Below are 24,039 nucleotides of genomic sequence, written 5' to 3' on the forward strand. Positions count from 1 at the left end.
CCTCTTGACACAAACCCTTAGAAATATCATTCCCATCATCAAGGCCAATTGGATCGGCCAAAATGATGTAGCCGTTATTGACGCGATTTCTATCGACAGTCGCTCGTTGCAAAATGGCGAAAACACTTTGTTTTTTGCCATTTCCGGACCCAATAATGACGGTCATTCCTATATTGAAGAACTAATTGAAAAAGGCGTAAAGCATTTTGTGGTGACACACATTCCGGAAAAAGTGAGCGGAAAAGCTAATTTTCTGGTGGTAGAAAACACTTTGGAAGCGTTGCAGAAATTCGCTTCGTATTACCGAAGTTTATTCGACTTTCCCATTATTGGTATTACCGGAAGTAATGGCAAAACCATTATCAAAGAATGGTTGAATTTTCTTTTAAGTCCGGATTACAATATCATCCGAAGCCCAAAAAGTTACAACTCACAAGTTGGTGTTCCGTTATCGATTTTAGGCATCAATGAAAAACACAACCTCGGAATTTTTGAAGCCGGAATTTCTACGATGAATGAAATGGAAAAACTCCAAAAAATCATTCGCCCAACGATTGGCATTTTGTCCAATATCGGTTCGGCACACGATGAAGGTTTTCCCAGCGTAGCCGAAAAAATAAAAGAGAAATTAAAACTTTTTACTTCGGTAAATGTTTTGATTTTGAACAAGAATAAAACCATTAATGCGTTTGTAAACCAAAAAATAAAAACCTTCAGTTGGTGTTCAGACGATAAAAGTGCGGATGTTTATATCACCAAAAAAAACACCGGCGATTTAACCGAATTGCAAGTGACTTATAAAGAAGATACTTTCCCTATTGTCATTCCGTTTCAAGACCAAGCTTCGGTAGAAAATGCGATTCATTGCATGATGGTGATGCTTTATTTTGGCTATAATCACAAAGTCATTCAAACTCGAATGGCGCAATTGTATCCGGTGGAAATGCGTTTGAAAGTCAAAAACGGGATTTACAATTGTACGATAATCGATGACAGTTACAGCTCTGATTTTCAGTCGCTGAAGATTGCATTAGACTTTTTGGAACACCAAAAACAGCACAAAAAGAAAACGCTTATTCTCTCGGATATTTTTCAAAGTGGGTTGAACAATGAAGAGTTGTATTCTCAAGTTTCGCAATTGATTATTTCGAATAAAATATCGCGAGTGATTGGCATTGGCGAGACTATTTCTCAATACAAAAGCAAGTTCATCAACAGTGTTACGTTTAAAAATGTAGTCGAATTTGCTCAGTCATTTGACCGATTGAATTTTGAAAACGAAACCATATTAGTCAAAGGCGCGCGTGATTTTCATTTTGAAGAAATCGTCTCCATGCTTGAGGAGAAAACCCATGAAACCGTTTTAGAAATTAACCTGAATGCAGTTAGTCATAATCTGAATTTCTTTAAATCGAAATTGGCTCCGAAGACTAAAATGATGGTCATGGTCAAAGCTTTTGGCTATGGTAACGGCGGATTTGAAATTGCGAAATTATTAGAACACCACAAAGTTGATTATCTCGGTGTGGCTTTCGCCGATGAAGGAATTTCACTGAAAAATGCCGGAATTACGGTTCCGATTATGGTGATGAATCCTGAAACAACGAGTTTCCCGGCTATCATTCAGCACCACTTAGAACCCGAAATCTATTCGATAAAAGGCTTGAAAGCTTTCTTAAAAATTGCCGAACAAAAGAAACTCAAAAACTTCCCGATACATCTTAAAATAGACACCGGAATGCACCGATTGGGCTTTGAAGAAGAACATTTAGCCGAATTAATTTCCATACTAAAAGACAATGAAACGGTTCAAATTAAAAGTGTATTATCACACATGGCCACAAGTGATGATTTGAAACACGATGCTTTTGCCCAATCCCAAATTGCTTTGTTTGAAAAACTGTCGACTCAATTATTATCAGCATTAAAAATAAAACCGATCCGACATATTTTAAACACTTCCGGCATTTCCAATTACCCCGATGCGCAATATGACATGGTTCGCTTAGGCATTGGTTTATACGGTATTTCCAACGATGAAGAGGAACAAAAGTATTTGGAAAATGTAGGCACTTTAAAATCTGTTATTTCTCAGATAAGAACGATTGACCAAGGCGAAAGCGTGGGCTACGGCAGAAGGTTTATAGCAGAAAAAGAAACCAAAATCGCGACAATTCCTATAGGTTACGCTGATGGCATTCGCAGAAGTTGGGGCAATGGTTTGGGTTATGTGGTTATCAATAATAAACCGGCTAAAATTGTCGGTAGTATTTGTATGGACATGTTGATGGTAGATGTAACAAATATCGATTGCAAAGAAGGCAATGCAGTGATTGTTTTTGGCGAAAATCCATCCGTGAATCATATTGCGAAGCAATTGAACACCATTCCGTATGAAATTCTGACCGGTATTTCGCAACGTGTAAAAAGAGTATTTTTCAGAGAATAGTTTTAAAAAAATATGAATCATTTAAAAAATTAACTATTTTAGTATCACTATAACCATTTAAAACAAATTAATTATGGGATTTTTTAGCGATTTCAAAGCGTCTTTGATGAAAGGCGATGTATTAAGTTTAGCCACTGCAGTTGTTATTGGTGGCGCTTTTGGAAAAATTGTAGGTTCTGCAGTTGATGACATTATTATGCCTATTGTAGGTGTCATTACAGGTGGTATCGATTTTACTACTAAGTTTATTGCTCTGAATGGTCAAAGCTACGAAAACCTTGAGGCTGCCAAAAAAGCCGGCGCTGCAGTAATGACATATGGTAATTTTGTCCAAGCTGTGATTAACTTTGTTATTATTGCTTTGTTTATTTTTACTGTACTAAGAGCTGCGGAAAAAGCCAAAAAGAAAGAAGAAGCTGCTCCGGCTGCACCAGCAGGACCAACTCAAGAAGAATTGCTTACTCAAATCAGAGATTTACTGAAAAAGTAGTACCGCTACATTATATATTCTAATTTATCCTGAACTGGTTTCAGGACTAAACCGCTTCTTCATTGGAGCGGTTTTTCTTTTTTTACAGAAGTGCTTTTCGAATTCAGTAATTTTTATACCAAAAACAAAAAGAGCTTTTGTTTTCTGATTACTTTTGTACTTCAAATTTTATTAAATCTAAATTATATTTTATGAAAGTTGCTGTAGTAGGCGCAACCGGCATGGTTGGCGAAGTGATGCTTCAAGTATTGGCGGAAAGAAATTTTCCCGTAACCGAATTAATTCCCGTAGCTTCTGAGAAATCAGTGGGAAAGGAAATCGAATTTAAGGGCAAGAAGTATAAAGTAGTAGGTTTACAAACAGCAGTAGACATGAAAGCCGATATCGCTTTGTTTTCTGCCGGTGGCGAAACCTCTTTAGCTTGGGCACCCAAATTTGCCGAAGCCGGAACCACAGTAATCGACAATTCATCCGCTTGGAGAATGGATCCGACAAAAAAATTAGTAGTTCCTGAAATCAATGCTTCTGAATTGACCAAAGAAGATAAAATCATTGCCAATCCAAACTGTTCGACTATTCAAATGGTAATGGTTTTAGCACCATTGCATAAAAAATACAACATCAAACGTGTGATTGTTTCTACTTATCAATCCATCACAGGAACCGGTGTGAAAGCAGTACAACAATTGGAAAATGAATATGCCGGCGTGCAAGGTGAAATGGCATATAAATACCAAATCCACCGCAATGCCATTCCACAATGTGACAGTTTTGAAGACAATGGTTACACCAAAGAAGAAATGAAACTGGTTCGCGAAACCCAAAAGATTATCGGAGACAAATCTATCGCGGTTACCGCAACTGCTATAAGAATTCCGGTTGTTGGCGGACACAGTGAAGCAGTCAATGTCGAATTTTCTAATGATTTTGACGTAAACGAAGTCAGAAATATTTTGCATCATACAGCTGGCGTAACCGTACAAGATAACAACGACACTTACACTTATCCTATGCCATTGTATGCCCAAGGCAAAGACGATGTGTTTGTGGGTAGAATTCGTCGTGATGAAAGTCAGCCCAACTCTTTAAACATGTGGATTGTAGCCGATAACTTGAGAAAAGGCGCGGCAACTAATACGGTTCAGATTGCTGAATATTTAGTAGCCAATAAACTGGTTTAATTGATTCTCGTCTTGACGGGAATGACAAATAATGTAGTCCGTCCGATTTTACAAATCCTAAAGTTTGTTAAAATCGGACGGATTTTTTATATCAATGTACTACATTTGCTTCCATGAAAAGAAAATTACTTTTTACAAATGCATTGATGGGATTGATGATATTGTTCGCAATATTCTTTCAGTCTATTCACTCTTTTGAGCATTTGGTAAAGCAGTTTTCAGAGAAAGAGTGTCATCACGTTTACCACGAACACAAAACCGAAGTTACCCATGGCCATGATGGTTTAGAAAAGTGTTTTGTCTGTGAATTTGCCTTCAGCAATTATACTTCGACACCTGTAAAACCTTTTGACTTTAGAAATAAAGAAGTTCCCACTTTATACACTTTTTTCTATTCCAAAGAAATTACTCAGAAGTTTCGAGGTTCACTTTTTGCGCTTCGGGCACCACCGTTTTTTATTGTTTAAATCGAATTTGTTTCAGTTACTTCTGAAATCCTTAACCGAAAAAGCTTCGGTTGTTATTCATTTACAATAAAATATCATTTATGAAATCATTATATCTAATCCTAACCATTGGATTAACTTTCGTTGCTTCGGCACAAAATAAAATCAGCGGAACTGTAACCGATAAAGACCAAAAACCTTTGGCCAATGTTATAGTTTCGATTCCCGAAATACACAAAGAAACCATCACCAACGACGGCGGAAATTATACGCTGAGCAACCTTCCCGTTGGGAATTTCAAAATCAGTTTTTCGCTGGTAGGTTTTGAAAGAAAAACGGTTTCGGTTACTATTTCCACCCAAGAAATCACGCAGAACATCACTTTAGAAGAAAGCATTACCCACATGGATGAAGTAATTGTTTCTACAGCTTTCAACAAAATACAATCCCAAAATGTGATGAAAGTGGAACATCAAAACATCAAAGCTTTACAACAAAAAGGTGCTGCGACCTTAGTTGAAGGTTTGGCTACCATTCCGGGTGTTTCGCAAGTTTCCACCGGAACTTCTATTGGTAAACCGGTGATTCGCGGTTTGAGCGGTAATCGCGTATTAGTTTATACCCAAGGCGTTCGCTTAGAAAACCAACAATTCGGAGAAGAACATGGTTTAGGCTTAAACGATGCCGGCGTGGAAAGCGTAGAAGTCATCAAAGGTCCGGCTTCATTGCTTTACGGCTCAGATGCATTGGGCGGTGTTTTGTATTTTAATCCGGAAAAATTTGCCAATGCCGGAGATTTTAAAGCCGATTTTGGCCAAAGAGTTTTTTCCAATACCTTGGGAAGCAACACTACTTTGGGGTTAAAAACTTCGGGGGAACATTGGAAATTTTTAGCCAGAGGAAGTTACAATTCACACGCTGATTATCAAATTGCCGATGGCGATCGCGTTACCAATACCCGTTTTAATGAAACCGATATCAAAGCGGGAATCGGGTACAACAATTCGGTTTTTTCGAGCGTTTTACGTTATAATTTCAACCAATTGAATTTAGGCATCCCGGAAGAAGGCATAGCGGAACAATCCACAAGCAGAGATATTCTTTATCCTCGACAAGGTGTTGACAATCATATCTTGAGTTTGCACAATACTTTTTACTTTAAAAACTCAAAATTAGATGCCGATTTGGGTTATATTTTTAACGACCGTAGCGAATTTGAAGATAGCAATGTGGCGATTTTACACATGGAACTTTCTACCTTTAATTACGATGTGAAGTATTATTTGCCCAAATTCGGAAAAATAGAGACCATTGTTGGAATTCAAGGAATGAATCAAACCAATAAAAATTTTGGCGACGAGTTATTAATTCCGAATGCGAAGACCAATGATTTTGGGATTTTCGGAACGGCCAATTACGAATGGGGTAAAAATGTGATTCAGGCCGGATTGCGTTTTGACAACCGAAATATTACTACCGAAAATCACGGTATTATTGGCGAAGAAGGTTATTTTGAAGGAATTGAAAGAAGCTTCGACAGTTTCAATGCCTCTTTGGGTTACAAAACTGATTTGGCCAAAGATTTGACGATGCGCTTGAATATCGCTTCGGGTTTCCGTGCGCCGAATTTGGCAGAATTGACTTCCAATGGTGTGCATGAAGGCAGCAACCGCTACGAAATAGGAAATGCCAATTTAAAAAATGAGCAAAACGTGCAAACCGATTTGAATTTGGAATACAAAAGTTCCCACTTTGAATTGTTTGCTAACGGGTTTTACAATCACATTAATGATTACATCTTCATTTCCCCTAACGGCAACGTAATTGACGGCAATAATGTTTACGATTACGTTCAGGCCAATGCTCGATTGTATGGTGGAGAAGCCGGAATTCACTTCCATCCGCATCCTTTAGATTGGTTGCATTTGTACAGTAGTTTTGAAACCGTAATTGGCGAAAAAAGATCCCGAAGCTTTGGGAGAGATTACTTGCCTTTGATTCCGGCCAATAAATGGAATAATACTTTCCGCGGTGAATTTGAAATCAAAAACTGGTGGAAAGAAGGATTTGCTACTTTAAATATCGAGAGTATATTCGACCAAAATAATACCGGAGCCTTTGAAACCAAAACCAATGATTACACTTTAGTGAATTTGAGTTTGGGTGGAAAAATACTCCTAGGCAAAACCAATTTCAACCTAAATTTAAATGCCAATAATGTTTTTGACAAAACTTATGTGTCGCATTTGTCCCGATTAAAAGCTGACGGCATTCCTAATATGGGTCGGAATATTGTTTTAGGGATTAATTTTATGATTTAAAAAAAGCGGCTTGAGCCGCTTTTTTATTTTTAGAATCTATTGTCTCCGTCAATCATTCGGCCCAAACCGCCTAATAAACTTCCTTCTTCTCTGCCGCTTCCGCCGCTTTTGGGTGCCGAAGCAATAATTCTGTCGGCCAAACGACTAAACGGTAATGATTGTACGTAAACTGTTCCGGGTCCGCGCAGTGTGGCATAAAACAATCCTTCTCCACCGAATAACGAATTTTTAATTCCGCCGATAAACTCAATATCGTAATCTACATCCTTGGTAAAGCCTACTATACAACCGGTATCTACTTTTAAGATTTCTCCGGAGGCCAACTCTTTTTTGGCTAAAGTTCCTCCGCTATGCACAAATGCCATTCCATCGCCTTCAATTTTTTGCATAATAAAACCTTCGCCTCCGAAAAGTCCGCGACCTAATTTTCTGGAGAATTCGATTCCCACTGAAACCCCTTTGGCGGCGCAGAGAAAAGCATCTTTTTGACAAATAAATTTACCGTCAAATTGACTCAAATCAATCGGAACAATTTTCCCCGGATACGGAGAGGCAAAACAAGCTTTACTTTTGGTATTATTTTGATTGATATAAGCCGTCATAAAAAGGCTTTCTCCTGTGAGCACTCTTTTTCCGGCCGACAATAATTTGTCGAATATACCGGATTGTTGTTGGGAACCATCACCAAAGATAGTTTCCATCTTGATGCCGTTATCCATCATCATAAAACTCCCTGCTTCGGCTATGACAATTTCCTGAGGGTCGAGTTCTATTTCTACATATTGCATTTCTTCACCATAAATATGGTAATCTATTTCATGAGCTTGCATGGTTGTCATTTTTTTAGTTGTACTGATTAGTAAAATTATTTTAAAAATGTTACAGCATCTATTAAAATTCAAAGAATATTAACAAACACAAACAATGTGTTAATAAATTGGATTTTTTAATGCTATAACTATAAAATTTTAATGTTATTTTTACCATATTACTAATCCAAAACTATCTGCTTATGAATTCAATGTTTACTAAAATTGTTAGAATCGCTTTAGGATTAACTCTTGTTGTTTTTGGAGCTAACAAGTTAATTAATTTTATCCCTATGGAAGCGCCAACCGGTTCAGCGGGTGATTTTATGAGTTCATTAAATGCCACCGGATACATTTTCCCGGTATTAGGAGTTTTGGAAGTAATCATTGGTGCCATGCTTTTATTAAAAAAATGGGTCGCCTTTGCCTTAATATTATTGGCACCGATATCCATCAATATTTTACTGTTTCATTTATTTTTAGGCATCTCAGGATTGCCGGTTGCTGTTGTTATTTTACTGTTTAATGGTATTTTAATCTACAAACATTGGCAACAATACAAACCGCTTTTTTACTAGAGGATTTTGAATATAAACGAAAAAGCCGTCCTGATTATCAAGACGGCTTTTTTAATATTCTATTTTACCGATATGTCGCATGTTGCGCATGATTCGATCTTTTCTGCGTTCGATATAAGATGACGAATTTGACGCTTTGTATTTTCTCGGATTGGGCAAAATGGCTGCTATCCCTGCAGCTTCTCTTTTGGTGAGATTGGCTGCCGAAGTTCGGTACCAAACTCTGGCTGCTTCTTGGGCGCCATAAACGCCGTTACCCATTTCAATACTGTTTAAATAAACTTCCATGATGCGCTCTTTGCCCCAAATGAGTTCGATTAACACGGTGAAATAAGCCTCTAATCCTTTGCGCAAATAACTTCGCCCTTGCCACAAGAAAACATTTTTGGCAGTTTGTTGAGAAATGGTACTGCCACCTTTTAATCTTTTCCCTTTTTGGTTGTTCTTGAAGGCTTTTTGCATTGCTGCAAAATCAAAACCATGATGCTTTAGAAAATTTCCGTCTTCGCTGGCAATTACAGCTTTTTGAAGATTTGGAGAAATCTGGTCTAATGAAACCCAATCATGACTGAGTACGGCATCATTACCGTCGATTTTGTTTTCGATAGCGCGAGTAATCATCAAAGGCGTGATAGGTATGGGCACCCATTTGAAAATAATTACCGTTAGAATGGAAAGTCCCAAGAACCAAAGCATGGCTTTTTTAAGCCACCTAAAAATCTTTTTTATCATATTATTTGACTAAATCTGCTAATTCCTGACCTATTAAACTACCAATGGCGACACCCATTCCGCCTAATCTTACTCCGCAATAGACATTTTCAGACAACTGCTCTACAATCGGTCTTTTGCTCGATCCCAATCCCATGATACCACTCCAACGGTGAGCAATTTTGAAATCGGTGTTGGGTAAAATTACGTCTTTTAGCAATTCCTCCAAACGATTTTGAATTAAATCGGTCTGACTTAAATCGGTGGTGGTTTCGCCTTCAAAGTCTAAATTTCGGCCGCCGCCCAAAAGAATTCGGTCATCAATATTTCTGAAATAATAATAGCCTTTATCAAGATGAAACGTTCCTTTAATATCTAAATTTGAAATCGGTTCGGTAATTAAAACCTGTGCTCGAGCGGGTTTCACTTGATTATTAGTCAGCTTTCCGGCGAAACCGTTTGTCGCAAACAATAATTTTTTGGTCTTGAAACTAAAATCTCCAAGGGCAATTTCCACCTTGCTATTTTGCTCTTGAAACGAAGTCACTTCGACTTGATTTAGAATCATGATATTGTTAGCAACTGCTTTTTGCAACAAGGCGTGCATCATTTTTCCGGTATCGATTTGGGCTTCAAAGGGATTAAAAATCAAATATTCTTGTATGCCTTTAAAATCAAAACGGTCTACTTCTTTGGCAAAAACATCGTTTCTGAAAACGGGTTTTAGAATTTCGTTGACAAAAGGCAACTTCTGCAAACACTCATTATAACTGCTCTCATCGTCATTGAGAAACAATTCGTAGCCACCAAAAGGTTTGAAATCAATAGTCGAATCACCCAAATTTTTACGCAACAATTGCAAACCATTCCAACGCTTTTGAATTAACTGAATAACTTCTTCTTCGCTGTGGGATTTTAAATCGTCTAGAATCTCAGACAAACTGCCGAAACAAGCGAAACCTGCGTTTTTAGTACTGGCGCCTTGGGGCAAAATACCTTTTTCGAGTACCAGTATTTTACTGTCCGGAAATCTATCACGCAATGCCAAGGCGCAATGCAGTCCAACAATGCCGCTTCCAACAATGGCAAAGTCGATATTTGTAAACCAATTTTTAAGTTCCCAATAACTAAAATGCATCATTAATTTTTTTTAAAAATACTTTATTTCATCATTGCCCACTATAATTTATATCGGTTTTTTCGAATTTTTTATGTTTTTAATATTTTTTCTGACCATTCATCATAATCTTATTGTGTAGTTTATCGATTTGTTAGCATGTTTGCCGTTTTATTCATTGTAATGCAAAAAATAATTATAATTTTGATTTTGTAATTTAACCCAATTAAATGATTATGAAGTACAAACTACTCACCATTGCTTTGTTGATTATCAGTAATGTAGCTTTTTCGCAAACGGGAAACTCGTTATGGAATTCAACCACCAAAAAAAGTGATATGATTCCGTTACAAGGCGGAATGGAATTACCGGAAAACACTCTTTTAACCCTGAATATCGAGGGATTAAAAAATACTCTAGCGAATGCCCCACAACGATTTGCTCCCGCAAAAGGTGCAGAAGTTACCCTTTCTATTCCGAATGAAAAAGGACAATTGGAAAGATTTAAAGTGTATCAAAATTCGGTTTTAGACCCGGCTTTGGCTGCTCGTTATCCTGAAATCAAATCCTATATTGGTATAGGAATTGACAACCCTACATCGACTGCTTATTTTAGTGTTACTCCACTTGGGTTTAAGTCGATGACTTTAAATGCTGACAAAGCCGCTGTATTTATTGAGCCGATTTCTCAAGATTTGACAACTTACACCGTTTTTAGAAAAGCCGATAGAAAACAGTCTCTCAGTCCTTTTGAATGTTCGGTTATTGATGAAGTAGCACAAACTGACGGTACTAATTTAAGACCTAATGCTGATGATGCTACTTTGAGAACTTTCCGTTTAGCTTTGTCTTGTACCGGTGAATATGCCGCTTATTTTGGAGGCACAAAAGCACTGGCACTAGCTGCAATGAATAATTCAATGACCCGTGTTAATGGTGTTTTTGAAAATGATTTTGCCATCAGAATGGTTTTAATTGCCAATAACGACTTAGTAATTTACACCAATGCTTCTACCGATCCTTACACTACAAGCTATAACAGTCAACTTCAAAGCACGCTAACTTCAGTAATTGGAGAGGCTAATTATGACGTTGGGCATTTATTCGTAAGAGCTTCTAATAACGGAAATGCAGGATGTATTGGTTGTGTATGTAATTCAGGTAAAGGAAGCGGATTTACTTCCGGAACGATTCCGCAAGGAGATATCTTCGATATTGATTATGTAGCTCACGAAATTGGACACCAATTTGGAGGGAACCATACTTTTTCTATGAGTAATGAAGGTACAGGTGTTAATATGGAACCTGGAAGTGGCTCAACTATTATGGGTTATGCCGGTATTACCGCTCAGGATGTTCAACCTAATTCTGATGCTTATTTTCACGCGGTTAGTATCCAACAAATAACCAATAACGTAAAAAACAAAACTTGTCAAACCAATACCCCAACCGGAAATGCTATTCCAACAGCCAATGCCGGTTTAGACTACACCATTCCTAAAAGTACACCTTTTATGCTAACCGGTTCGGGAAGCGATGCTGACGGAGATGCTATAACTTACAACTGGGAACAATTTGACAACGCGGCTAGTACTGCTACAGGCGCAAGTTCAGCGGCAAGTGCAACTCGTACTACCGGACCAACTTTCCGTTCTTACAATTCATCGACTTCACCAATTAGATATTTCCCCAGAATTCAATCGGTTTTAACTGGTGCTACAACAACTTCTGGAACTGAAATCCTAGTGGAAGCGTTACCATCTGTTGCCAGAACCATGAATTTCAGATTAACCGTTCGCGACAACAGAGCCGGTGGTGCTGCCAACAATAGCGATGACATGATTGTTACCGTTAACGCTACAGCCGGTCCATTTACAGTAAGTGTGCCAAACACAGCTGTCACTTATGCCGGAAACAGTACTCAAACGGTTACTTGGAACGTTGCAGGAACTACGGCAAACAATGTAAATTGTGCCAATGTCGATATTTTATTATCAACTGACGGCGGATTTACTTATCCGTACACTTTATTGGCTGCCACACCAAATGACGGATCTCAGGCCGTTACTATTCCTAATCTTGCCGGAACTACTAACCGTATTATGGTAAAAGGAACCAATCATATTTTCTTTGACGTATCTAATACTAACTTTACGATTACCAATTCGGCTCCGGATACCACAGCTCCAACTGCAGCCACTTTAAGTGCTTCAGGAACTACCGCCAACTCAACCAACTTGTCTTGGTCGGGTGCTACAGATAATATTGGCGTAACAGGATATGATGTATACCAAGATGGTGTTTTCAGAGCTTCTACTTCAGCTACTACTTTTGCAGCTACAGGATTGGCTTCTTCAACCGCTTATAGTTTCTATGTTGTTGCCAAAGATGCGGCAGGAAATGTTTCTCCGGATAGCAACACCGTTAATGTAACTACACTTACGCCTGATACAACGGCACCAACTGCTGCTACTTTAAGTGCTTCAGGAACTACAACTACTTCGACCAACTTGTCTTGGACAGGCGCAACAGATGATGTAGCAGTAACTTCTTATGATGTGTACAGAAACGGTTCGTTCTTAGCTTCAACCGCGGCAACTACTTATGCTGCAACAGGCTTAACGGCTTCAACCGCTTATACTTTCTATGTAATTGCTAAAGATGCCGCAGGCAATGCTTCTCCGGCCAGTAACACAGTAAATGTAACCACGCTTGCACCATCTGTGACTTACTGTACTTCAAGAGGAAATAGTACTGCTAGAGAATACATTAACCGAGTACAACTAGGCACCATCAATAACCTATCAGGTAACAATGGTGGTTATGGCAACTTTACAGCCATTTCAACAAACTTAGTTCGTGGAACCGCTAATACAGTTACCATCACTCCGGCTTGGACAGCTACCGTTTATAGCGAAGCTTACAGAGTGTGGATTGATTACAACCAAGATGGTGATTTCCTTGACTCTGGAGAGCAAGTATACAACAGAACTAAAACCAAAAGCACTCCTGTTTCAGGAAGCTTTACCGTTCCGGCTACTGCTTTGTTAGGTCAAACCAGAATGCGTGTTTCTATGAAGTACAATGCTTCGCCTACGTCTTGTGAAACTTTCGCAAGTGGTGAAGTAGAAGACTACACGGTAAACATCACAGCTACGGCTCGTTTAGAAGATAACACCACAAGAGTTACTTTCAACTTATATCCAAACCCGGTAAAAGGAGATGTTTTAAACGTTGCTAACCTTGAAGGTGAAGCGTCATTTAGAATTTTCAACCTAATGGGACAAGAATTAGGAAAAGGCAAAATCGAAAACAACAATGTATTCGTAGGCTCACTAAAAGCCGGTACTTACTTAATCGAAGTAAGCAACGGAACTTCAACCACCACCAAACGTTTTATTAAAGAATAAAGCCAATAATAATAAGGCATTAGCCAATAGTTTAAAAACCACTCCTTTTGAGAGTGGTTTTTTTATGGGTAATTTTAGGAGCGAATGGCTTGGGTGTTCTTGGTGTCCCTATTCCCGCTTTTTGCACTGCATGGCAGTTGCGTCAATCGGGGCTAATTAGGTTTTGTCTTTTGTGAAATCAAGAATTTTAATACCCTATTTTCTCCAGAATCTGTAATCTTATTATATGAGTAAAAAGACACCTCTTGACTATTGAAAATCTTTTGGCCACTCTATATTGCCATTTCCAAAATAAATTAACACAACTATATCATAAATAAATCTACATTCCTCTTCAGGCTCAGATTATTTCCAATACTTTTGGAATCAATTTATTAAAAACAAAAATTAAATTATGAAAACATTCAAAAAAGCAGCTATGCTGATTGTATTGACAATTGCCGGTGCTATTTCATTTAACTGTAGTTCTGATAGCGACAGCAGTTCATCTACAAACTTTTACTTAAAATGTAAAGTAAACGGAACTTGGGTAGAATTTGCTGATCCTATGGTTATCAATTCTTTGGCCAAATCAATCACAGGAAACGATTCTGAAACAGGTCAAGTTGTAACCTTATTTACGCCTTTAAATGTTCCTACAGGTACGCACACAATTACTGACGAACCCTCTAATGTTGATTCCTATGCAGGAAGTTTCAGTGATTTTAACCAAGACATATACACTGATAACGAAACAGGAACAATGATTATTACAGAAGTGAATGCAAACGTTATTAGAGGTACTTTTTCTTTTACAGGCGATGACGGAAACGGTGGCACAATTACCGTAACAGAAGGAAGCTTTAGAGCTGAAAATATAGAATAAGTATTTTATCCTGCAAAAGCATAAAACAAAAACCCCGAACATTGCTGTTCGGGGTTTTTATATTTTAGGAGTAAATAATTACTTCACAATCAAGAATTCTGAACGTCTGTTTTGAGCGTGTTGCTCTTCAGTACAGTCTTTACCACAATCCACTTTAGGCTCTAACTCACCCATTCCTTTAGCAGAAATTCTGCTGGCATCAATGCCTTTAGAAATGATGTATTGCTCGGTTGATTTAGCTCTTCTTTCAGATAATCTTTGGTTGTAACGGTCAGTACCTCTGTTATCAGTGTGTGATTTAGCCAAGATAACCAACTTGTCGTTGTTCTTCATCACCTGAACCAATTTGTCTAGCTCAAAAGCACCTTCTTGAGTGATGTTGCTTTTGTCGTATTCAAAAAAGATTGGTTTTAAGATAATCTCTGTAGGCGTTACAATTACGTCAATTGGTTGTAAGGCTGCATCAACTTTAGCCGTTGGTCCTTTGCTTGGTGTAACAGCAAAAGTATTGCCTTCATAACCGTCTTTTGAAGCTTGCACAACGTATGGTTTGTCACACTCTACTCTGTATTTTACTTCGCCTCTGGCGTTAGACATTTCTGTAGCGATTACGTTCTTCTTATCATCTAAGATTGATACGTTGGCATTAGCCAAAATAGCGCCTGTTTTGGCATCAGTAACCACAATAGTTACATCAACCCCACAAATTGGGCTTACCACTAAGATATCATCATTTCCGCCACGGTTACTGGATAAGAAACCAACATTTTTAGTCCCGTTGAAAGAGAAAGCGAAATCGTCTTTTTCTGTATTAACCGGTTTTCCTAAGTTGGTAGCCTCAGCACCGCTTGATAAATCAGCTTGATAAACATCATAACCCCCTAAACCTTGTTTGCCACTTGAAGCGAAATACAATGTTTTATTATCATCGGCTATGAATGGGAAACTTTCGTTGCCTTCAGTATTTATTTTGCTGCCTAAGTTTTGAGGCTCGCCATAAGTACCATCCGCATTTATAGCTACTTTCCAAATATCAACACCGCCTAAACTTCCCGGTCTGTTAGAAGAGAAGTATAAAGTTTTACCGTCTCTACTTAGAGAAGGATTGCTGCTTGAATAAGTTTTGTCATTGAAAGGTAAAGCAGTTAGCTCTCCCCAAGTGTCGCCACTTTTAGTAGCTTTAAACAAATATACCTGACTGAAACGGGCATTGTTCTTTTTGTCCTTTTCGTAGTCTTTCTCTTTGTAGCTTTCGCTGGCAAAATAAGCCGTATTTCCATCAGCACTGATAGTCACAGGACCATCATGCCATTTAGAATTTAAAGAAGCTACAACACCTGCATTGGTAATCGTCCCATCAGTGTTATAATCAGCTTTGTAAATATCTAAGAAAGGCTCTTCTGTCCAACCGTAAGTTTTGCGGGCACCGTTACGAGCACTGGCAAAATACAAACTGTTGTCATAAAGTACGGCCCCAAAATCAGATTTATCACTACTAATGTCAGATGCGTTTACATTATACAATTTAGTTTTGTCTAATAATCTAGGAACGTAATTAGGGTTTTCTTTGAAAGCTTTGGCACGTTGATCGTTAGGCACAGCAGCGGCAAACTTTTGCATTTGCTTGTTGGCTTCTTCATATTTACCATTAGCTTTTAACATCTGAGCGTAACGATAGTAAGTCTCAGCGTCCTGATTGGTTTCAGTAGCTTTGGCATACCATTTAACGGCTTCAGTAGAGTTAAACATGTTGTAATAAGTATCGGCCAATTGCTTATACACATAAGCATCCCCTTTATCGTTCTCAACAAGTTTCAGATAAGCTTTGGCAGCGTCAACATATTCATAACGAGCGAACAATTTATCGGCTGCTTTGGTATCTTTATTTTGCGCCGAAAGGGTAAAACTAAAGGCTACAAAACTTAAGGCTATATATAGATTTTTCATTTTTTAGGTTTCTTTATAGGTTAGAAATATCTTGGTGAACGTGATACTTTTTTCGGGAAGTTCAAATCGAACAACAACATTACCTCATGTGAAGAAGGCGTTACTGTATTTAAATCTGAAACGATGTGGTCGTAAGCGTACCCAACTCTTAAGCTAGGTGTAATTGCAAAGTTAACCATCGCCCCGAAAGAGTCTTCTACTCTATAGGTTGCTCCTAATTCTAACTTATCATAAAGCATAAAATTGGTCGATACATCAAAAGATGTTGGCGCATTCAACGATGATTTAATCATCGCGAAAGGTTTGAATTTCAAATTCGGATTAATATCAAATACATAACCTCCTGTTAAGAAATAGTGCATTACTTCGGTTCCGTATTGTCTTCCGTCAAAATCTAAATATTTAGTTTTTAACATATTCGGCACCGAAAAAGCAACATAGTATTTATCGGTGTAATAGAAAACCCCAGAACCAACATTTAAGAAGGTATTGTTAGGATTTGATGCACTAAACGGATCTTGCGAAACAGGTTGTGGTAAAGTCTCGAAAATATAGTTAAAATCGATTTTGTGCATGGTAAGACCGGCTTTTAAACCAAAAGCCAATCTTTTTTCACCACCTAAGTTCAATGTATAGGAGAAATCGGCGTAAAAGTTATTTTCTTCTACCGGACCAATTTTATCTGAAATAACAGAAAGTCCTAATCCTACGTTTCTTCCTACCGGACTATGAATAAAAAACGTTCCGGTTGTTGGTGCGTCTTCTATTTCAATCCATTGCTTACGATATAGTAAACCTCCCGAAACAGCCTCTTTTGACCCTGCATAGGCCGGATTCATAACACTCATATTGTACATGTATTGCGTGTAATGAGGATCTTGCTGTGCTCTTAACTCTGTAACTGCTAAAGCTAATACTGCAATGAAATATAGTTTCTTCATTTTGTTTTGTTTTATTTTGAATGCAAATTTATAATGTCCTATTGTTCTCTGTTGATGTAAATCCAACCTGTTCTGTTCTCACCATTATCTCTTTCAATTACGAAATAATAAGTTCCGTCAGGAAGTTCATCTCCATCATCAGATTGACCTTTCCATTGATCAGTATAATTTCCTTTAGAATATACTTTCATTCCATATCTGTTAAAAATAGACAATTTTTTAACATTGAAACCTCTAAGGTCAAAATAGTCATTAAAGCCATCATCGTTAGCAGAAATACCTTGTTGAATCACACAAGTAATGGCGTCAACCGGTAATGAAACTGAGTTAAGACATCCGTCGTTAGAAGTTACAGTTACAGTGTACGTGCCTAAGGCAGTAACCACAATACTTTGTGTACTTCCTACAACATTACCAGAACTATCTTCCCAGCTGTATGTAACCCCTGAATCAAAAGTCCCTCCATCTACCGGAGATACCGTTAGTACAAATTGAACTCCTTCACAATCTCCGGAGGCAACAATTTGAATTGGGGATGAAATCACTACTTGAGCTGTACTTGATCCTTCAACTCTACATGTATCCGCATCATCGTCAACTGTATACGTAACAGTGTAAGTGCCTGCTGGAGAAGACAAATCAATTAAACCTGTTGAAGAGTTAATCAACAATCCATTAGTTCCTGTAAATGTCCCACCAGTGGTAAATCCTGGTATGTCTGTATTAGGTAGCGGATCTTCTCCGTCTGAACAATATAAAGCATCATACCCTATAGTAGTTACCGGTGTAATTATTGGATTAATAACTACTTCAAAGTCAAAACTTCCACCTGCTAAACAAATATCGTTGTTTGGCAATACTTCGTATGTAACCGTGTAAGTACCCGGTACTGAAGCAGAACCGCCAACTCCAAGGGTAATTACCCCTGTACTGGAATTAATATTTAATCCGGCAGGTTGAGAGGTAAAACTACCAGGAGTTGTAAATCCGGTCGGTAAAATAGGTGACATAGTCGCCGCCGCATTTTGACAAATTACAGCTGGATTATATGAAAAATCTACCACTGTTGGTGTAAACGGAGCAGGGTTTATTACAACTTGAAGTGCCGGAGAATAACAACCTGATGTTAAATCATGAGTTGTTACACTATAGGTTCCAGGAATAAGACCTGTAAATGAAGTACCTGTTTGATAATTGGTACCATCAATACTGTACTCATAATTAGTTCCTATTGGATTTGTCACTTCAATTGTTCCTGTTTGAACAGCACATGTTGTTTGTGTAACATTTACGGTCGGTGTTGGTGTAGTAATTATGTTTACTATAAATGAAACTTCATTGATACAACCAAAAGTACTAACCGCATAAATATAAATGGTCTGTGTAGCCGTTACCTGATGACCAGCACTAAGTTGATTTCCTGTTCCTCCTGGCGCATCAAAATAATTTCCAACAGATAGAGCCGGCAATGCATAGCTATTACATGCTTGAACATCTGCTGGCTGAGTAAGACTTGGTATTGGAGCAATCTCTACTTGAGTAGATGGATTGGCCCCAACACAAACACCTGAACCAGGCAAAGTGTAAGAAACAGTATAAATACCCGGAGAACTCAAACTTGGCGTGATAGCTCCAGTATTAACATCTATATACAAACCTCCGTTTGGTAAAGCTGAATAGGTACCACCTGTTGTACCGGATTGATTTACATTGTGAACCATTGTGTCTGTTTCACAATAGAATGCTTCATTATAACTAATGGTTGCTGACACAGGAAGCACAAGACTTAAAGTGAATGTATATTGTATTTCCGGACAAGTTACGTCTCCGGCCAAAGTGTTAACTATTACATAATTTCCTGGCAAACTGTTTTGTAAATCAATCTCTCCAGTTGCAGTGTTTGCAAATACCAATCCTGTTGGAGTATTTGGCAACAATGAGAATACCCCGGCTACTGAACCTTGTGGAAGAGTTGGAATCGGATTAGCAATACTTGGATCGATACAATAAGTAGATGATGAGTACGCAAAATCAGCTTCCGGACAACAAAGAGTTGCTCCTGAAGTAGTGCCGAAATTAGTTTGTGTTAAAGTAATATAACCTGGTTGGTTAGAGAAGTTTGTAATTAAAATTACATAAAACTGTCCGGCCACTGCATTAGGTATATTAAAGTTTTCTGTTGGCGCTGCAGAATAACTACAACCTGTTGTTAATCCTGTTAAAGGTGCTTGTCCGCCTGCAATTGCCGCACAAACTTGAGCTTGAGTAGCAAAAGGACCCCATGCTGCGTAATCAACATCTAAATTAGGTGTTCCGCCAGGAGTTGTTGATTGCGTCAATAAATAATTTATAGGTCCTGAAGTAACCACTTGAATAGTAAAGAACGTTGGGTTAGGAGAAGTAAATAAACATCCTATCTGTCCCAAACTTGTTACCCCTGTGGTATTTCCATAATTTAAACCATCCTCACTACATATTGATGAGCTAGTAGCACATGTTGAAGGTGTAGAGATACATAAATTAAAATTAGCTGATTGTGGTGTAGCTGAATTAGAGAATACTCTAATGTAATAAGTAGCTCCTACTGTTAAGTTATTCAATACGCCCGCTAAATTTGTACTACAAAATACTTGTGTCAAAGTTCCACATTGTCCTGAGTATACTGCAAAATTTAAGTTGGTTGTTGAACCTACAACATTTTGCAATGAAACATTTAGATAAGCATTTGTCGCAATAAATTCGAACCAAACATCATCATCAGGTGTTCCAACACATGGCGCTACAATTCCAGGTGCAACCGAAGCCGTGGCCCCTGTAATAGTTCCCGGTGTAACTAATTGACAAACTGCATCAGAATTTACCGGAGCAAATATGGCCCCATCACAATTGTCATTTTCAATCAAAGTATTAAAATTAAATCCTGTCGACCACAAACTTGTACCTGATGTCGGACAAATTCCTCTTACGTAAAAAGTGTATTGTGTACCTGAATCTAAACCGGTAAACAATGCCGGATTAGTTGAAACAATTGTTCCGGTGGCAGTAGGTAATGGTACTGGAGAACCTAATGGTAAAATAATAACTTCCCACTGTACAATAGCCGGATTTGGCTCTGACCATCCTAAATAAGCAGAAGTTGTAGTAATATTTGTTGCTGTCAATGTATTAGGTCTTTGACATTCCGGAGCCGGATCACAAGTTACACTAGCAACCCAACCGGCAAGGCTGACAGCACCATCACTTCTAAATCTGAAGGTCAAACACCCGTCAGGACTTGATGAGGTGAACGGACCTGGTATGGTATTTCCCCAATATCCTCCTGCTAAACCTCCAGGAACGTTTCCTGCTCCATTAGTACTGGCAATTTGAGGAGAAGTAATTGAATTTCCGTCAAAAACGTATAAAGCATCCCAATTGGTCTCTGTATTGAATGAGGTAAAGGTCACAGTTACAACATCTCCTGAATTTACCGGACAAACAGTAACCGTTGAATCTGAATTCCCTGGGTAATTTGCAGGACCACCAGCGTCAACATATGGACCGCCACAAACCGGAGGCGCTACTTGTGTTGTTATCGTTGATGGACCAGACCAAATACTACTATCAGTAGGACTACAAACTGCTCTTATGTAAATATCATAACAAGTTGAAGAATTCAATCCTGTTAAGGTGTAAGGAGGACCAGCGGTCACATCAACAAAACCTGTTGCATCTGCTGCCGGTGCAGGAGAACCACATGGTAAAGCCAAAACTTGCCATGCTGAAGCTACACTGTTGTCAGGGTTTGTAGGCTGTGTCCAGTTCAATATAACTGAATTCGAAGTAACTGTTGAAGTTGTAACTGCGGTTGGTCTTCTACAAGTTGGAGGAGGACCACAAGTTACATTAGCAACCCATCCTGGATCTTGAACTGAGGTATCACTTCTAAATCTGAAAGTTAAACATCCGTCCGCACTTGATGATGTAAACGGACCAGGTATAGCTGTTCCCCAGTATCCTCCTGCTAATCCTCCGGGCACATTACCTGCACCATTAGTACTAGCAATTTGAGGCGCTGTGATTGAATTCCCATCGAAAACATATAAAGCATCCCAATTGGCCTCTGTTTCAAAAGAGTTAAAAGTAACGGTAACAACATCGCCCGGATTCACTGGACATATAGTAACCGTTGAATCTGTACTTCCTGCATAATCTCCATTCGGTCCACCCGGATCAGTAAATGTACCTCCACAAACCGGTGGTGCTACTTGAGTAGTGAATGAAGCAGGTCCGGTCCATGGGCTAATATCTGTTGGAGAACATACCGCTCTTACATATACATCATAACACGTTGTTGGTGATAAACCAGTCAAAGTGTAAGGCGGACCTGAAGTAACATCAATAAATCCTGTTGAACTTGCTGTAGGCGCAGGAGAACCACAAGGCAGAGCTAAAACTTGCCAAGCTGTTTCAGAACCTCCATTAGTCCAAGATACAGTAGCAGATGTTGACAATACCCCACTTGAAACCAACAAAGTAGGTTCTGGACAAGTTGGAATATCTTCAATAATTACATTATCAATAAACAATCTCCACCCGTCTAAACCTCCTGCAGGAATGTGCCAAGCAATATTTACCGGACCGGTGATACCTGCCAAAGTTTGAATTCTTTGAACGTAAGTAGTATTGTTGTAAGATGCTAAAGGAATTAAAGTTGTTGTAAAGTCGGTTGGACTTGTCCCGTTTTGAGACAACATTACTCTAAAATCATTTGGCTCACCAGCAGATTGAACTCTGTAATGGAATTTCAATCTTTGGTTACCATTTAAAATAATTTGTGGAGAAATCAACCAATCGTTATTTGCTCCTGCATTAAAGTCAGTTGTAATAGCGGCACATTGATTCCCTTCAAATGGAGTTGTTGCGTAATTCATGTTCCACAAGTCGGTATCACCATTCGAATTTAATACTGTCCAACAGTTTTCAGTTGTTGACCCTGTATTAAACCCTTCTTGGAATGGAACCGGGAAAGCATCACACAAAGTATTGAATAAGAAAGGTCCTGCCCATGCACTGAAAGTTCCATTATTACAATCTGCTCTTACATAATACTGATAAGCAGTATTAACGGTCAAACTAGTTACCGGATAAGCAGTATTAGTATTTGTTTGTACGCCTGGACCTGAAGGAATAGGTGACCCTGCAGGTTGAACTGCTACTTCCCAAGAAGTAGCTCCTCCAGGATTTGCCCAAGACAAGTTAGCTGATGTTTGTGTCAATCCACTAACTGATAATGTGGTTGGTTCAGCACAATTAACTGTTTGAATTACCAAAGTATACCCTATAGTTTGAGGCGCAGCATTTGTCGAAATCACAATAATATATTCTTGACCCGCGGTAACCGCTATACTAGGAATAACTCTGGGTGCACCACCAGTGTTAGCAACACCGGCAATACAAGTAACTCCAACATTAGGACATCCCTGATATACAAATATCCCTGACCAGTTTGCTGTAGGCGTCATAGTCACACTAATTGCACCACTAGTGGTTGGAGTATAGGAATAAAACACATCGTTTCCTGTCATATAATTGGTTGCTGTACCCGCACATGCCGCAGGTTGTGCAACATCTGTAGTATCACCATAGTTACCGGTGTTATCCGTTGTACTGTAAGGAACTGATCCGATAACAATGGGAGCTCCACAACTAAACCCGGGAGAGGTGGTAGAAAAATTAAACGGCCCTACCCAAACACTATTCGCACCGTTAGCACATAGAGCTCTTACATAATATTTGTAATCTGTCGAAGGAGTAAAAGGTGTTCCGGTTGCAGTTGCAGTTGCATTAAATGGTAAAAGCCCATTATACACTACACCAGATCCTGTAAAAGCACCAGCTAAAGGCAAAACTTCAATTTCCCATGAAGTCGCTCCGCTTGGATTACCCCAACTTAAGTTAGCTGAAGTTTGCGTAATTCCGTTAGCCGCAAGGTTAATAGGGTCTAAGCATCTTTCAAGTATACTAACATTGTCAATTAACCAACGATCCCCGTCTAAAACAGTCAAGGGTTGTGTATAAACCTTCACAAACGAAACATAAACTTGTTGACCCGCATAAGCTGACAAATCAACTAATTTTTCTTCATAAATGTTGTAGGTAGTCGTTAAATCAACTTCTGTCCATTGTTGTACCAAAGTATAGGCGGCAGGATCGGTTTGCGAAGCCGTTGATGGAGCTACCTTTATTTGATACAAAGTCCCTTGATTACCCGTTGTAAAAGTACGAGTGTAGAAACGAAGTTGTCCATTGGTAGGAATGTTAACCAATGGTGTTGACAAATAATCTTCTGAAGTGTTTCCTTGGCCAATATTTTCTCTATTGACATAAGCAGAATTTGTCCCTTGATAAACGAGTGGTGGCGTTGGTGGTGTAACCGCCGTGGAGTTAATTCCCCAACGTTGGTTAAGCCCAACCCCGTTATCAAATACTGCCCAGTTCCCCGTTGTTAAAGCCCATGTAGTCGATGGTAACGGAGTAGGTCCTGTGGTTGACTCAAATCCTTCAACAGCTGGCGTTAATTGAGAATAACCAACCATAGAAAAAAATAATGTCACCAATAGTAAAGTAATTTTTTTCATGAAATGAAAATTTTAGTTGTTTAATTGAGTTTTTTTTGGATTTTGAGTTCCAAATTTAGTAAAAATTATGAAAAAAATAACATTTATATTTTTTTTGACAAAATAATTGAAGGTTATGTTACTATTTGGTAAACAAATTGTATTCCTTCTTAAA

14 protein-coding genes are annotated in these 24,039 nt (G+C 38.6%); 8 read left to right on the forward strand and 6 right to left on the reverse strand.

Annotated elements, in window-relative coordinates; genetic code table 11:
* Window positions 1–4: 4 nt before the first annotated feature.
* The 5 genes from P7V56_RS01465 (at window position 5) to P7V56_RS01485 (ending at window position 6,887) form a co-directional block, all read left to right on the forward strand.
* Window positions 5–2,449 carry a bifunctional UDP-N-acetylmuramoyl-tripeptide:D-alanyl-D-alanine ligase/alanine racemase gene (locus P7V56_RS01465; protein ID WP_171221444.1) on the forward strand — a complete coding sequence of 815 codons (2,445 nt, stop codon included), beginning with the start codon at window positions 5–7 and terminating at the stop codon, window positions 2,447–2,449.
* 73 nt (window positions 2,450–2,522) lie between these two features.
* Window positions 2,523–2,939 (forward strand): large conductance mechanosensitive channel protein MscL, encoded by a 417-nt coding sequence (gene mscL, locus P7V56_RS01470; protein WP_171221443.1) that lies wholly within the window; start codon window positions 2,523–2,525, stop codon window positions 2,937–2,939.
* A 191-nt stretch (window positions 2,940–3,130) separates the two neighbouring features.
* Window positions 3,131–4,120 carry an aspartate-semialdehyde dehydrogenase gene (locus P7V56_RS01475; RefSeq protein WP_171221442.1) on the forward strand — a complete coding sequence of 330 codons (990 nt, stop codon included), beginning with the start codon at window positions 3,131–3,133 and terminating at the stop codon, window positions 4,118–4,120.
* A gap of 113 nt (window positions 4,121–4,233) precedes the next feature.
* Window positions 4,234–4,587: a hypothetical protein gene (locus tag P7V56_RS01480; protein WP_171221441.1), complete on the forward strand. Its 354-nt coding sequence runs from the start codon at window positions 4,234–4,236 to the stop codon at window positions 4,585–4,587.
* An 80-nt stretch (window positions 4,588–4,667) separates the two neighbouring features.
* On the forward strand, window positions 4,668–6,887 hold the full coding sequence (locus tag P7V56_RS01485) for a TonB-dependent receptor (RefSeq protein WP_171221440.1): 2,220 nt from the start codon (window positions 4,668–4,670) through the stop codon (window positions 6,885–6,887).
* A gap of 29 nt (window positions 6,888–6,916) precedes the next feature.
* Here the strand turns inward: P7V56_RS01485 and P7V56_RS01490 are convergent, their stop codons facing one another.
* Complete coding sequence (locus P7V56_RS01490) at window positions 6,917–7,717, reverse strand: TIGR00266 family protein (RefSeq protein WP_171221594.1); 801 nt, start codon at window positions 7,715–7,717, stop codon at window positions 6,917–6,919.
* Window positions 7,718–7,899: 182 nt separating this feature from the next.
* Between P7V56_RS01490 and P7V56_RS01495 the strand changes: the two genes are divergently transcribed.
* Entirely contained in the window at window positions 7,900–8,274 is a 375-nt protein-coding gene (locus P7V56_RS01495) for a DoxX family membrane protein (protein WP_171221439.1), read from the forward strand.
* A gap of 51 nt (window positions 8,275–8,325) precedes the next feature.
* On the opposite strand, the gene mtgA is transcribed toward P7V56_RS01495, so the two are convergent.
* Both mtgA and P7V56_RS01505 read right to left on the reverse strand, forming a co-directional pair.
* Window positions 8,326–9,006: a monofunctional biosynthetic peptidoglycan transglycosylase gene (mtgA, locus tag P7V56_RS01500; protein ID WP_171221438.1), complete on the reverse strand. Its 681-nt coding sequence runs from the start codon at window positions 9,004–9,006 to the stop codon at window positions 8,326–8,328.
* Window position 9,007: 1 nt separating this feature from the next.
* Window positions 9,008–10,123 (reverse strand): NAD(P)/FAD-dependent oxidoreductase, encoded by a 1,116-nt coding sequence (locus tag P7V56_RS01505; protein WP_171221593.1) that lies wholly within the window; start codon window positions 10,121–10,123, stop codon window positions 9,008–9,010.
* 215 nt (window positions 10,124–10,338) lie between these two features.
* On the opposite strand from P7V56_RS01505, the gene P7V56_RS01510 reads away from it, so the two are divergent.
* Together P7V56_RS01510 and P7V56_RS01515 are read left to right on the forward strand one after the other, a co-directional pair.
* Window positions 10,339–13,512: a reprolysin-like metallopeptidase gene (locus tag P7V56_RS01510; protein WP_171221437.1), complete on the forward strand. Its 3,174-nt coding sequence runs from the start codon at window positions 10,339–10,341 to the stop codon at window positions 13,510–13,512.
* A 394-nt stretch (window positions 13,513–13,906) separates the two neighbouring features.
* Window positions 13,907–14,377 carry a DUF6252 domain-containing protein gene (locus tag P7V56_RS01515; protein ID WP_171221436.1) on the forward strand — a complete coding sequence of 157 codons (471 nt, stop codon included), beginning with the start codon at window positions 13,907–13,909 and terminating at the stop codon, window positions 14,375–14,377.
* A 78-nt stretch (window positions 14,378–14,455) separates the two neighbouring features.
* On the opposite strand, the gene P7V56_RS01520 is transcribed toward P7V56_RS01515, so the two are convergent.
* From P7V56_RS01520 to P7V56_RS01530, 3 genes are read right to left on the reverse strand one after another with little or no spacing between them, the layout of a single operon-like run.
* Window positions 14,456–16,324: an OmpA family protein gene (locus P7V56_RS01520; protein WP_171221435.1), complete on the reverse strand. Its 1,869-nt coding sequence runs from the start codon at window positions 16,322–16,324 to the stop codon at window positions 14,456–14,458.
* A gap of 20 nt (window positions 16,325–16,344) precedes the next feature.
* Window positions 16,345–17,265 carry a PorP/SprF family type IX secretion system membrane protein gene (locus P7V56_RS01525; RefSeq protein WP_171221434.1) on the reverse strand — a complete coding sequence of 307 codons (921 nt, stop codon included), beginning with the start codon at window positions 17,263–17,265 and terminating at the stop codon, window positions 16,345–16,347.
* Between the two features lie 38 nt (window positions 17,266–17,303).
* Entirely contained in the window at window positions 17,304–23,885 is a 6,582-nt protein-coding gene (locus P7V56_RS01530) for a choice-of-anchor J domain-containing protein (protein WP_171221433.1), read from the reverse strand.
* Between the last annotated feature and the right edge of the window lie 154 nt (window positions 23,886–24,039).

Source organism: Flavobacterium sp. IMCC34852 (assembly GCF_030643905.1).
GTDB classification, from domain to species: Bacteria; Bacteroidota; Bacteroidia; order Flavobacteriales; family Flavobacteriaceae; genus Flavobacterium; species Flavobacterium rivulicola.